This is a genomic window from Streptomyces sp. AcH 505 (assembly GCF_000818175.1).
GTDB lineage: Bacteria > Actinomycetota > Actinomycetes > Streptomycetales > Streptomycetaceae > Streptomyces.
This window is the reverse complement of sequence record NZ_JTIY01000001.1, coordinates 6,439,364-6,451,888: the sequence shown is the minus strand read 5'-3', so window position 1 is coordinate 6,451,888 and position 12,525 is coordinate 6,439,364. Positions and strand designations below refer to the sequence as shown.

Here is a 12,525-nt window from a genome sequence, read left to right as displayed (position 1 = left end):
CCGCTCTCGGGCACCCATGCACGCCGTCCCCATCTGATTTTCGACGGCTCCCACGGCTGCCACCAGGGCCGGAACAGCACTGATCCCGGGAGCCGACGAAAGGAGCGGCTACCCGGGACCGGTGTGTGATGTTACTTGGGCTTGATCGCGTCCTTGGCCTTTTCCTTGGCCGAGCGCAGGTCGCCCTTCGACTCTTCGGCACGGCCCTCGGCACGCATGGACTCGTTGCCCACAGCGCCTCCGACGACCTTCTTGACCTTGCCCTTGGCCTGCTCGCCCTTGCCCTGAGCCTTTTCGTCCGCAGCCACAACCACTCACACCCTGTCCCACTCGAAGATGTTGCACCACCACGCCTCACCCCGAATTCCGCACCTAAACCAGGAAAATTCGGAAGCGGAAATCGCAGACGGAAGTCAGGGCGCTCCGGAACGGTAATTCCCGGGATGTACGGCTCGGCCGGCCGTCCCGGCCGGCCGTCCCGATCAGGCGGGCCCGGTCAGGTCGGCCCGGTCAGGTGAGCCAGCGCGGCGATGATCCGCTCGGCGATGTCCGGCGGCCAGGGGAACGCGGGGGCCACCGCGCGCTGGTGCGCGAGACCGTGCAGACCCAGCCACAGCGCGACCGCGTCGCTCGACGGATCGGTGCTGGCGGACTCCCCCGCGGCGGCGCACTCGGCGAGCGCGTCGATGAGGATCTGCATCGTTTCGTCGCCGAGGGCGGCCAGATCCGCCTCGGTCAGGGAGCTGTCGTCCAGATCCGGCATCCAGAGGCCGCCGAACATCGTGCGGTAGCGCTCCGGGCGGAGCTGGGCGAAGTCCAGATAGGTGGTGCACACGGCGTACAACCGCTGCCGGGGGTCGCTGCCGGCCTTCGCCACCGCAGCGCGCAGACCGTCACGCAGCTCGGCGAACTCGCGCTGTACGACGGCGAGCATGATGGCCGGCTGGTCCGGAAAGTGCGGATAGATCGAGGGGGCGGCGATGCCGACCTTGCGGGCGACCGATCGCAGCGTGATGGCGCGTTCGTCCCCTGCTTCGTCGAGGAGTTCCACAGCGGCGGCGATGATGTCGTCCCGCAGCCGCCCGCCCTCGCCGCGGCGGTTGCGCGTACGGGCGGCCCGCTTCGGTGCGGCCTGGGCTGCTGTTCCGCTGTTTTCCATGGTGTCAGCTTACGCCGTGAAGCTTATCGCCGACCTCCCCGTGGGGACTCCCCCGCCGGGCGGGCCGCAGCCGTGACGCCACGGATGTTCGTGCGGTTCCGGGGAAGGCGTGGTTGCACACGGTCACAAGGACCGATGCCCCGTGGCGGGAGGTGCAGCACCGGACGGCACGGGCGGAAGGTGAGGTGTGCCAGATGTTGGAGGCCATGGACAACCATGAGGAGACAGAGAACCTCGGCGTGACGGACGGTAGTGGCGGGACGAACCGTCTCGGCCGGACGGGGAGTCTCGGCCGGACGGGGAGTCTCGGCCGGACGGGGAGTCTCGACGGGACGGGGAGTCTCGACGGCAGCACCGACAGCCCCGGTGCGAGGTGCGGCACGACGACCGGCATCCCCAGTAGTACGTCCGACACGCCACCCTCCCCGCAGACGAGTGATCTCCTCGCGGCCCTGACCCGCTCGCGGTCGAGCGTGGCCGAGCTGAAACGGCGCGTGGCCGAGCTGGAACAGGCCCACGGGCAGGTAACGGCCCTCAGCGAGGATCTCGCCGCCGAGCTGGAGGAGACCAACCGCGGGGTCGTCGCGCTGTACAGCGAGGAGCACCAGTTCGCCGTAACGCTCCAGCGCACCTTCCTCCCCGACTCGCTGCCCGACCTGCCCGGCGTGGAACTGGCCGTGCGCTACCTTCCGGCGGCTTCCCAGTCCGAGATCGGCGGCGACTTCTACGAGGCCGTCGAGACCCCGGACGGACTGCTGCTGGCCGTCGGGGACGTGGCAGGACACAGCCTCCAGGCCGCGATCGTGATGGGCGAGCTACGTCACGCGCTGCGCGCGTACGCCAGCGAGGGCCATCCGCCGAATGTCCTGCTGTCGCTCCTGGACGGGCTCCTGGTGCAGCACCGCCCCGGCTGGACGGCGACTCTCTGTATCGTCCTCGTCGAGCCCGGTACGGGCCGGATCCACATTGCCAACGCGGGACATCTGCCGCCGCTGCTCATGACGTCCGACGGCGCGGCCCGCTATCTCCACGACCATGGCCCGCTGCTGGGGCTCGGGCTGTCCCACCCGACGCCCACGACCCACCACGTCTCCCCCGGCGCCCGGCTGCTGATGGTCACCGACGGACTCATCGAGATCCCCGGCGCCCACATCGACCGCTCGCTCCAGGAGCTGAGTGACGCGGTCGTCCAGGGCCCGCAGGACTCACAGACGCTGTGCGACACCTTGCTGGAGACCTTCGCCGGCCGGCAGACCGACGACATCGTCATCTTCACGGCCGTCGTCAAGGCCTGAGCCCGGCCCGGCTCCGCCGGGCCGCCCGGCGCGTCACGCGCGGGCGTGTACGCCGATGCCCCCGGAAATCACGAGGTCGTCGCCGGTGATGTACCCGGCGGCGTCCGAGGCGAGGAAGGCGACGGCCTCGGCGACGTCGGCGGGAGCGCCGGCGCGGCCGAGCGGGACGTCCCTCCCCCAGGTCTCGATCATTTCCTGCGAGACACCCATCTTGCTGTAGGCGGGGGTGTTGATCAGCCCCGGGCTGACGGCGTTGACGCGGATCCGGCGGGGCGCGAGTTCGAGCGCGAGGGACCGCATGAGCGGCAGCAGAGCGCCCTTGGCCGCCGTCATGGCGGCCCCGACCCCTTCGCCGGCGCCCACGGTGAACACGACCGAAGCTCCCTCGTTGAGGAGCGGGAGCGCCTTCTGCAGGGTGAAGAAGGTGCCCTTGACGTTGATGTCGAACAGCGCGTCGAAGGCGGCTTCGTCGGTCGACTCGATCGGGCCGGGGCGGGAGATGCCCGCGTTGAGGTGGAGCAGGTCGAGGGAGCCGAACTGCCTGCGTACCTGCTCCATCGCGCGGTCGAGGTCCGGCAGGGACCGCGCGTCCGCCTTGACGACCGTGATGTCTTCGGGAAGTCCGGTGTCGGCGAGGCTGCTGGCGCCGGTGACCATGACGCGGTAGCCGCGGGAGTGGAGCAGTTCTGCGGTCGCCTTGCCGATGCCGCTGGTTCCGCCGGTGATGAGAGCTGCGGGGGGAGCTGCGGGTGCGGACATGATGCGTTCCTTCGCGTTCTTGAGGGAGAGGGGAGGCGGCGGGGCGCGTCGTGACGGCCGCCTTATAGCAGCGTACGACCACGTGGCAGCGACTGCCAACTTGCATGCGAGTGCCACCCTGGCAGCGCTGCGCTAATCTGGGCGCATGACGCAGGAAGCCGAACCGGCGAAGGGCAGACCGGCCACGCTGTGGGACCGGACACGGCTGCTCGCCTCCCGGGAGATCCTCGACACGGCCCTGCGCCTGTTCACCGAGCAGGGCTACGACGAGACGACCATCGCCCAGATCGCCCGCGAGGCCGGCGTCTCCCAGCGCACCCTCTTCCGCTACTTCGGCACGAAGGAAGACCTGCTGGGCGGCGGCCAGGAACGGTTCGGGCAGGTGCTGACCGGCACGATCAGCGGGCTGCCGGCCGACGTCGGCGTGTGGGAGGCCCTGCGCGCGGGAGTCGCCGCCGTACTGGCGTTGCACAACAGCCGCGAAGAGGCGCTGGAGCGGTTCCGTCTCCTGCACAACACCGCTTCGCTGCGGGCCGGTTGGCTCGAAAAGCGGCTGCGTTTCCAGGAGGAGCTGCTGCCGCTCGTCGAGGCGCGCATGGACGCCGCCACCGACGGCGCGGGCGCGAAGGCGCGCGCGGTGATCGGGACGGCGTTCGCCTGCCTGGACGCGGCGTCGGTGACATGGGTCGACCACGACGGCAAGGGCGACATCATGGAGCTGTACGACGAGTGCCTTGCCGCGGTGCGCGGCTGACCGGCCGACCGCCGCCGTCGCGCTAGGCGCGGTCCGGCAGGACCGGGTGGTCCGTCGGGTACAGGCCCGCCACGAAGCTGTACGTCACGTCACCTTCGGCGGGAAGTTGCGAGAACTCGTTGGCCAGCGCGTCCACGCGCCGCCAGAACTCCGACGCCCTGTCAGCGGGGATGCGGGTGTAGCGCTGCGTCGTGTACAGCCGGTCGGCCTCGTGCGCGTCGGCCGACTCGGCGGCCGCCGTGGTCAGCGAGTTGACGCACCGAGGGGTGTCGACGTCGCCCGGGGCGCGGAACACGCGGTTGTGGATCGTACGACCGGTGCGCCCGTAGAACCGCTCGTCGATCGCCCGCACCTTCCGGGTCCGCACTATTCGCAACAGACCGGCGTCCACCAGCACCTTCACATGGTGCGCGACGGTGCTCTTGGGCCGTCGCACCGCCTCGGCGAGCTCCGCGACCGTCGCGGCGCGTTCCAGCACCAGGTCGAGCAGCGTCATGCGCAACGGATCAGCGAAGGCCCGCAGTTGCGCCTTCGTCAGGATCTCGACCGATTCGGCGATCTCGTAGTCCGGCGTATTGATCTGCATTCTTGGATCAATCTATAGTCATGGATCAATCGACAGTTACGGTTCGAAGGAAGTGTACGCATGGCCGAGGTAGTCGTCTTCCATCACTCCCACGGACTCACGCCGGGCATCAGCGCGTTCGCCGACCGGCTGCGCGGCGCCGGGCACACCGTGCACACGCCCGACCTCTTCGAGGGGCGCACCTTCGCCACGGTCCAGGAGGGCGTCGCCCACGCGCAGGAGATCGGCTTCGGCGAGATCGCCCAGCGCGGCGTACGAGCCGTGGAGGGCCTCCCGGCCGAGCTGGTGTACGCGGGCTTCTCCCTGGGCGTGGTACCCGCCCAGCAGTTGGCCCAGACCCGCCCCGGCGCCCGTGGCGCACTACTCCTGCACGCGGCGCTCCCCGTCTCGGAGTTCGGCGACGCCTGGCCCCAGGAAGTCCCCGTCCAGGTACACGCGATGGACGCGGACCCGTTCTTCGTGGACGACGGCGACCTCGACGCCGCCCGAGCCCTGGTGGCCGGCGCGAAGGACGCGGAACTCTTCCTCTACCCGGGCACCGAACACCTCTTCACGGACGAGTCACTGGACTCGTACACCCCGCAAGCCGCCGCCCTACTGGAGGACCGAATCCACACCTTCCTCGCAAAACTCCCCCGGTAGCCCCGGGCCGACTACTCGAACGGACGTGGGCGGCGTAGCCCGGAACCTCCTCGCCCAGGGCGCCGGACCACGTCGCTGAGCAGGGATGTTTGTGGCTTCGCCGGGCAACTCGTGGTCGCGGCCGGTGCCCCGGGTGTCCGAACGGGCCTAGGCTACCGTCGTAGTAGCACCACCTGTGCCCGGCCCCCGCATGGATCGAGAAGCCCTTGACAGACAAGCCCGCGGTTATCGCGGCCCACGGCGACGTTGACATCGACAGCCTCGGCCCCCTGCAGGACGAGCTGGGAAGCGCCGCCGCGTCGCATCGGACGGTCATCCTGGATGCCAGTGACATCACGTTCTGCGACTCCAGCTTCCTGAACCTGCTGCTGCACATCCACCAGGCGACCACCCTGCGGATCGCCGCTCCCTCCGAGCCGGTGCGGCGGCTGCTGGAGGTGACCGGTGTGGACCGCGTGATGAATCTCCACCCCACGACGGACGCCGCCCGCGCGGCGACCGCGGGTACCCGTCTTCCCCTGACGCGGTGACACCGGCGCCGGCGGGCGGACGACGGCCGGGAGGACTCGGCGCCGTGACACGCCTGACCGTCCCGGCCGCCACGGCCCCGGTGCCCCCGGCCGTCACCGCACTGCCGCCGCGGATCAGGCGTTCATGAACTGGCCCGGCTTCAGCGCCCGGTCGGCGATCCGTACGTCACCGATGGTGCCGTGGAAGACCTGGCTGACGGCGCCGGCCCACTCGTAACCGCCCAGCATGAACGGCATGTTGAGGGTGGCGAGACCGACGGCGGGGCTGGTCGGGTTACGGCCTTCCTCGCAGCCGTTGACGTACAGCTTGCTGATACGGCCGTCGTTGACGACGGCGACATGCCACCACTCGTCCTGCTGCAACAGATGGCTCCAAGCCGTCGTGGCACCGGTCTGGTTGAGCGGATAGGCGTTCCACTGCAGTTCGACGGAGCTCGACAGGCTGATGGTGAGCACGGGCTCCTCGGCGGTCGCCGACGGACCGTTCTTCCCCGCCTCGGCCGCCGTGCCCCAGCGGCTGAGCATCGACGACCAGCCGTTGCGGTTCGGGTCCCAGTCGGCGGGCACCTTGAAGAACAGCTCGAAGGTGAAACCGTGCCGGAAGGTCTCCCGGTTGATCGGGGCGCGGTCGAGGGTCTGGAGATACGCGCCGCTGACCGGGTTGCCCTGTCCCGCGAAAACCAGCGCGCCGTGGCCCGGCTGGTCGGGGTGGTGGTCGTCGGTCCAGGTCAGACTGTGTGCGGGGGAACCGGGGACGGTGCGCAGCACCAGGTCGTTGCCATGTCCCGTCAGATCCTTGATCTTCGTGTCGCCCGCGACGTCGCTGCCGGCGGCCTCGCCCTCGTCGAACCGCCAGTAGGCGAGTGTGCCGGGCACCAGCATCCGCCGGGCCGGGCGCGGCGCGCGCGGCGGTACCGGCGCGAAGCCGGCGAAGCGCTCGTCGAAGTCGATCGCCATGGAGAAGTGGTCGACCTTGGAGGTCAGTTCGATCTCCTGCGCGGCGAGGGCGTTCAGCTCGTCCTTCGCCGCCAGCTCACGTATCCACGGCGAGAAGGTCGCGATGTCGATCACCCCGCGGTTGAGGTCGAAGCGGTAGGAACGGATCATCCCTGCGCCGCCGTAGTACCGGTCCTGGTAGTTGGTGATGTGCAGGTGCACGTCGTGGCCGGCGCTGTTCTTCAGCACGGTGTTCCCGGGCGGCCAGAAGTGCCCGTTGAGGGTGAGGAAGATCTGGTCGTTGTCCTTGATGAGCTTGTCCCACATCTGCCGGCCGTACTCGGACAGCGAGGCGTTGCCTTCCCCGTCCGAGTCCACGATCTCGTGTGTGGTCACGATGACCGGCAGCGTCGGGTTGTCGGCGATGACCTTGTTCGCCCAGGCGAAGCCCTTCTCCGACAGCCTCCAGTCGAGGGAGAGCAGCATCCAGGACCGGCCGCCGGCCCGGAAGATGTGGCAGGTGTTGTAGCCGTCGGGGCTGGAGGAGTGGTAGCCGGGCGTCTTCCTCGCCCGCGCGGGGCCGAAGGTGTCCAGGTACGGGGTGGCGCCGCGCTGGTCGTCAGCCGAGACGTCGTGGTTGCCCGCCAGCACCCCGTACGAGGCGCCGGCCCGGTCGAGCATGTCGAAGACCTTGGTCGCCGCTGAGTACTCCTCGGCGAGGCCGTTGTTGGTCACATCGCCGAGGTGGGCGAGGAAGACGATGTTCTCGTCGTCGCCTCCGGCCCGGCGCTCGGGGTCGAGGACGTACCGGAAGGACGCCTCGACGGGGACCGGGTGGATGCGGTCCTGGTCGAACATGTACTGCGTGTCGGGCATCACGACGACCGTGAAGCGCGGATTCTCCGGGTCCGGCCGCCACGTGCCGCGCGGTGCGTGGGTCATCGTCGTCCGGCCGTACGGGTCCTCGTCCGGCCGGCCGGCACCGGCGGCGGCCAACGCCGGTGTGGCGCCCAGCAGTCCGGCCGCAGCCGCGCCTGCCCCCACCGCGCCCGCGCCCCGCAGGAAGGTGCGCCGGCTCGCCGCGGCGATGCTGTCGCCGTCGAGATCGGCCGTGCGGGGGCAACCGCAGTCGTCCGCGTGGTTGTCGACCGGTCCGGGTTTGCCGCCGCTGCCGACCGCAGGAGAGCCGTCCATGATTTCCGCTCCGCACGTTGAGAAAGGGGGATTCGAACGGCGTCACGGTACGGATCATGTCGGAACGGCAAGATTGCTCATCGGCTGCGGACTGCCGAACACTCCCCCAACACCGCGGCGGTCAGCGACCCCGACACGCGGGCAGCACCAGGCAGGTCCGGGGCAGACACCCGTGGTGTCCGCCCCGGACCGCTTCCGTCGGTCAGGAGCCCTCGGTGGCCAGTTCGGCGCGGATCTCGCGGGCGGCCGCGACCAGGTTCTCCAGCGAGGCCCGGGTCTCGGGCCAGCCGCGGGTCTTCAGGCCGCAGTCGGGGTTGACCCACAGCCGCTCGGCCGGGATGGCCTCAAGTCCCTTACGCAGCAGGGCCGCCGCCTCTTCGGCGCTCGGCACGCGCGGCGAGTGGATGTCGTACACGCCGGGGCCCGCCTCACGCGGGTAGCCGTGTGCGGCGAGTTCGCCGGCGACCTGCATGTGCGAGCGGGCGGCCTCCAGGCTGATGACGTCGGCGTCGAGGTCGTCGATGGCCTGCACGATGTCGCCGAACTCGGCGTAGCACATGTGCGTGTGGATCTGGGTGGCCGGGCCGACACCGCTGGTGGTGAGCCGGAACGACTCGGTGGCCCAGTCCAGGTAGGCGGCGTGGTCGGCGGCACGCAGCGGCAGCGTTTCGCGCAGGGCAGGTTCGTCGACCTGGATGACCGAAGTACCGGCCGCCTCAAGGTCGTTCACTTCGTCGCGCAGCGCGAGGGCGACCTGGCGCGCGGTGTCGCCGAGCGGCTGGTCGTCGCGGACGAAGGACCAGGCCAGCATGGTGACGGGTCCGGTGAGCATGCCCTTGACCGGGCGGTCGGTCAGGGACTGCGCGTACGTCGTCCAGCGCACCGTCATCGGCTCGGGCCGTGAGATGTCGCCGGCCAGCACCGGCGGCCGGACGTACCGGGTGCCGTAGGACTGCACCCAGCCGTGCTGCGTCGCCAGATAGCCGGTCAGCTGCTCGGCGAAGTACTGCACCATGTCGTTGCGTTCGGGCTCGCCGTGCACCAGGACGTCGATCCCGGCCTTCTCCTGGAAGGACAGGACGTCCCTGATCTCGTTCTTGATGCGCTCCTCGTACCCGGCGGTGTCGATCCGGCCGGTCCGCACGTCGGCCCGGGCGGTGCGCAGTTCGTCGGTCTGCGGGAACGAGCCGATGGTCGTGGTCGGCAGCAGCGGGAGCCCGAGGTGCGCGCGCTGGGTGAGGGTCCGCTCGGGGTACGGCTGCGAGCGCCGCCCGTCGGCGTCGGTGATGGCCGCAGTACGGGCCCGTACCGCGGGGTCGCTGGTCAGTTCCGACCCGGCGCGGGAGGCCAGATCGGCGCGGTTGGAGGCGAGTTCGGCAGCGATGGCATCGGTGCCCCGTGCCAGACCGCGCGCCAGGACGGCGATCTCCTGCGTCTTCTGCCGGGCGAACGCGAGCCAGCGGGCGATCTGCGGATCGATGTCGCGCTCGGCGTCTGCGTCCAGCGGTACGTGCAGCAGCGAGCAGGACGACGAGACGTCGACCCGGTCCGCGAGACCGAGGAGGGTGCCCAGCTTGGCCAGTGAATTCTCGTAGTCGTTGAGCCAGATGTTGCGGCCGTTGACGACGCCGGCGACCAGCCGCTTGCCGGGCAGTCCGCCGGCCGCTGCGAGGTCTTCGAGGTTGGCGGCGCCCGACTCGGTGAAGTCGAGGGCGAGGCCTTCGACCGGCGCCTTGGCCAGGACGGCCAGCGCCTCGCCGAGCCGCCCGAAGTACGAGGCGACGAGCAGCTTCGGCCGGTCGGCCGCGCCGCCCAGGTCGCGGTAGGCGCGGGCGGCGGCGTTCAGTTCGGCGGGGGTGCGGTCCTGCACCAGCGCGGGCTCGTCGAGCTGCACCCACTGGGCGCCGGCCGCCCGCAGATCGGCCAGCACCTCGGCGTACACCGGCAGCAGCCGGTCCAGCAGGGTCAGCGGCTCGAAGTCGGCCGCGACGCCGGGCGCGGGCTTGGCGAGCAGCAGGTACGTGACCGGGCCGACGAGGACCGGCCGCGCGGTGTGCCCGAGCGCGACAGCCTCCTTCAGCTCGGTGACCTGCTTGCCGGAGTCTGCGGTGAAGACGGTGTCCGGGCCCAGCTCCGGCACGAGGTAGTGGTAGTTCGTGTCGAACCACTTGGTCATTTCGAGCGGGGCGATGTCCTGATTGCCCCGGGCCATCGCGAAATACCCGTCGAGCGCGTCGGCGCCGACCGCCGCGCGGTGCCGCTCGGGGACAGCGCCGACCATGACGCTGGTGTCCAGAACATGGTCGTAGTACGAGAAGTCACCGGACGGCACCTCCTGGATGCCGGCCTCGGCCAGCTGCTGCCAGTTCGAACGGCGCAGGCCTGCCGCGGTCTCCCGGAGGGCGTCGGCGGTGACTCGGCCCTTCCAGTACCCCTCGACGGCCTTTTTCAGTTCACGGTTCTGACCCTGGCGGGGGTAGCCGTGGACGGTGGCTCGTGCTGCCGCGGCTGCGGGCTTCGCTGTCACGGAACTCTCCTTCGCGAGATGTGTCCTGGTATCCCGGGGACGGGACCGCGGACGCGAAGGGACGGACCAACCGGGCCGCCCGCGAGGCTGTGCCGCCGCGTATGCCGCTCGATGTGTACGCCGACCCGCCCACGAGGTCACCGGGATGTCCGCGCGCGATCGGTCGCGCACGGGCAACGGGCAGGTCTTCGGACTCGTGGGCTCGTCTCGTGAAGGTCACGGGACACCTAATGGCCGTCGCTTCCCAGACCCGGCCGGGTCCAGTGCGTATGACGGCGGTCGTTCCCACTCACCGCTGCGGGGCAGTCCCGGATTCTCACCGGGTTCCCTCTTACGAAGCCCTCTCTGGCGGACAGGGCTCACCAGTCGCACGGACCAGCCTAGAGGGAAGAACGGCCCGCGCGCACCCTCGCCCGTAATCCGGGACCACGTCGGACAGGTCGGTGCACGCCGCTCGGCGCACGCCGGCCGCCGCCCGTCACACCCGCGACTTCTCGTCGTAGAAGGCCCGTGACAGCCGTACCCGTACCCGTTGGGCCAGGCCGGTTCTGCGGGTCACGCCGTTGCTGTCCGTCGTGGGGCCGAGCTGGAGCGGCTGCGGCTGTTCGCCCTGCGTCAGGGTGAACAGTTCGGCAGGCGAGAGCTGCTCGTGCACCTCGACGAACTCGCCGTGCGGCAGCCGCTTGACGATGCCGGTCTCCCTGCCGTGCAGCACCTTCTCCCGGTCGCGCCGCCGCAGTCCCAGGCAGACGCGTCGGGTCACGACGAAGACGATCACCGGCATCACGAAGAACGCGACCCGCACGGTCCAGGTGATGGCGTTGATGGACAGATGGAAGTGGGTCGCCCACAGGTCGTTCCCGCCTCCGACGAGCAGGACCAGGTACTCACTGATCCACGCGGCGCCGATGGCCGTGCGGACCGGCCGGTCGCGCGGCCGGTCCAGCAGATGGTGTTCGCGGCGGTCGCCGGTTATCCATGCCTCGACGAACGGATAGGCCCCGATGAAGACCAGCATCAGCGGGAAGACCATCAGCGGCACGAACACACCGAGGACGAGTGTGTGACCCCAGGCGTTGATCTCCCAGCCCGGCATGATGCGGATCAGTCCCTCGGAGAAGCCGAGGTACCAGTCGGGCTGCGCACCGGTCGACACCTGGTCGGGCCGGTAAGGGCCGTACGACCAGACGGGGTTGATCGCCGCGACCGCCGCGATCACCGCGATCGTCCCGAAGACCAGGAAGAAGAAGCCGCCGGCCTTCGCCATGTACACCGGCATCAGCGGCGCCCCCACGACGTTCTTCTCCGTCCGTCCGGGGCCCGGGAATTGGGTGTGCTTGTGGTAGACGACGAGGATCAGATGGACGACGACGAGCGCGGCGATGATCCCCGGGAACAGCAGCACATGCACGGAGTAGAAGCGCGACACGATGTCGTGTCCCGGGAACTCCCCGCCGAACAGGAACATCGACAGGTACGTGCCGACGACGGGCGTGGAGAGGACGGCGCCGTCCACGAAGCGCATCCCCGTACCGGACAGCAGGTCGTCCGGCAGCGAGTAGCCGGTCAGCCCCTCGAAGAGCCCGATGATCAGCATCAGCCAGCCGAACAGCCAGTTGATCTCGCGGGGCTTGCGGAACGAGCCGGTGAAGAAGTGCCGCATCATGTGCACGAGCAGCGCGGCGAGGAAGACGAGTGCGGCCCAGTGGTGGATCTGCCGGATCAGCAGTCCGCCGCGCACGTCGAAGCTGATGTCCAGCGTGGAGGCGTACGCCTCCGACATCCTGATGCCGTTCAGCGGGGCGTAACTCCCGTGGTACACCACCTCGTTCATCGACGGGTGGAAGAAGAGAGTCAAGTAGACGCCCGTGAGGACGAGGATGATGAAGCTGTAGAGGCAGATCTCGCCCAGCATGAAGGACCAGTGGTCCGGGAAGACCTTGCGCAAATAGGTCCTGCCCAGGCCGTAGATGCCGAGCCGGCCGTCCGCCCAGTCGGCCATGCGCTCACCCGCGGGTGCCTGTCGTGTCGTGCTCATCCGTGTCCCCCAGAAACGGCCAGGATGGACAGTTCCGTCCGGACACATGACGGCGCGGGGGGCGCGGTTGTGACACCGACAGGGCCTGATGTGGCGCAGGACACA

At 69.7% G+C, this 12,525-nt stretch carries 10 protein-coding genes, 1 pseudogene and 1 riboswitch; of the genes and pseudogenes, 4 read left to right on the top strand and 7 right to left on the bottom strand.

The window, feature by feature from the left end; genetic code table 11:
* Positions 1 to 131: 131 nt before the first annotated feature.
* On the bottom strand, positions 132 to 308 hold the full coding sequence (locus tag HY68_RS41155) for a CsbD family protein (RefSeq protein WP_078863838.1): 177 nt from the start codon (positions 306 to 308) through the stop codon (positions 132 to 134).
* Positions 309 to 496: 188 nt separating this feature from the next.
* Entirely contained in the window at positions 497 to 1,159 is a 663-nt protein-coding gene (locus HY68_RS28695) for a TetR/AcrR family transcriptional regulator (protein ID WP_041994247.1), read from the bottom strand.
* 593 nt (positions 1,160 to 1,752) lie between these two features.
* Between HY68_RS28695 and HY68_RS45625 the strand changes: the two are divergent.
* Positions 1,753 to 2,454, top strand: a pseudogene (locus HY68_RS45625) (PP2C family protein-serine/threonine phosphatase); the annotation flags it as partial.
* Between the two features lie 33 nt (positions 2,455 to 2,487).
* On the opposite strand, the gene HY68_RS28685 reads toward HY68_RS45625, so the two are convergent.
* Positions 2,488 to 3,213 carry an SDR family oxidoreductase gene (locus HY68_RS28685; protein ID WP_041994244.1) on the bottom strand — a complete coding sequence of 242 codons (726 nt, stop codon included), beginning with the start codon at positions 3,211 to 3,213 and terminating at the stop codon, positions 2,488 to 2,490.
* Between the two features lie 145 nt (positions 3,214 to 3,358).
* Between HY68_RS28685 and HY68_RS28680 the strand changes: the two genes are divergently transcribed.
* Positions 3,359 to 3,967, top strand: a complete 609-nt coding sequence (locus HY68_RS28680; protein WP_041994242.1) for a TetR/AcrR family transcriptional regulator — start codon at positions 3,359 to 3,361, stop codon at positions 3,965 to 3,967.
* A gap of 22 nt (positions 3,968 to 3,989) precedes the next feature.
* Here HY68_RS28680 and HY68_RS28675 read toward each other — a convergent pair whose 3' ends face one another.
* Positions 3,990 to 4,553 (bottom strand): helix-turn-helix domain-containing protein, encoded by a 564-nt coding sequence (locus HY68_RS28675; RefSeq protein WP_041994239.1) that lies wholly within the window; start codon positions 4,551 to 4,553, stop codon positions 3,990 to 3,992.
* A gap of 60 nt (positions 4,554 to 4,613) precedes the next feature.
* Between HY68_RS28675 and HY68_RS28670 the strand changes: the two genes are divergently transcribed.
* Both HY68_RS28670 and HY68_RS28665 read left to right on the top strand, forming a co-directional pair.
* Positions 4,614 to 5,195: a dienelactone hydrolase family protein gene (locus HY68_RS28670; RefSeq protein ID WP_041994237.1), complete on the top strand. Its 582-nt coding sequence runs from the start codon at positions 4,614 to 4,616 to the stop codon at positions 5,193 to 5,195.
* Between the two features lie 206 nt (positions 5,196 to 5,401).
* A complete protein-coding gene (locus tag HY68_RS28665; RefSeq protein ID WP_241778705.1) occupies positions 5,402 to 5,725 on the top strand; it encodes an STAS domain-containing protein in 324 nt (107 codons plus the stop codon).
* Positions 5,726 to 5,839: 114 nt separating this feature from the next.
* On the opposite strand, the gene HY68_RS28660 is transcribed toward HY68_RS28665, so the two are convergent.
* The 3 genes from HY68_RS28660 to HY68_RS28650 all read right to left on the bottom strand — a co-directional run bounded on the left by HY68_RS28660 (position 5,840) and on the right by HY68_RS28650 (position 12,420).
* Entirely contained in the window at positions 5,840 to 7,855 is a 2,016-nt protein-coding gene (locus HY68_RS28660) for a LamG-like jellyroll fold domain-containing protein (RefSeq protein WP_078863837.1), read from the bottom strand.
* A gap of 202 nt (positions 7,856 to 8,057) precedes the next feature.
* Positions 8,058 to 10,382, bottom strand: a complete 2,325-nt coding sequence (gene metE / locus HY68_RS28655; protein ID WP_041994231.1) for a 5-methyltetrahydropteroyltriglutamate--homocysteine S-methyltransferase — start codon at positions 10,380 to 10,382, stop codon at positions 8,058 to 8,060.
* 161 nt (positions 10,383 to 10,543) lie between these two features.
* Positions 10,544 to 10,764: riboswitch (cobalamin riboswitch) on the bottom strand.
* 96 nt (positions 10,765 to 10,860) lie between these two features.
* Positions 10,861 to 12,420, bottom strand: a complete 1,560-nt coding sequence (locus tag HY68_RS28650) for a cytochrome bc complex cytochrome b subunit (RefSeq protein ID WP_041994228.1) — start codon at positions 12,418 to 12,420, stop codon at positions 10,861 to 10,863.
* Positions 12,421 to 12,525 lie beyond the last annotated feature (105 nt).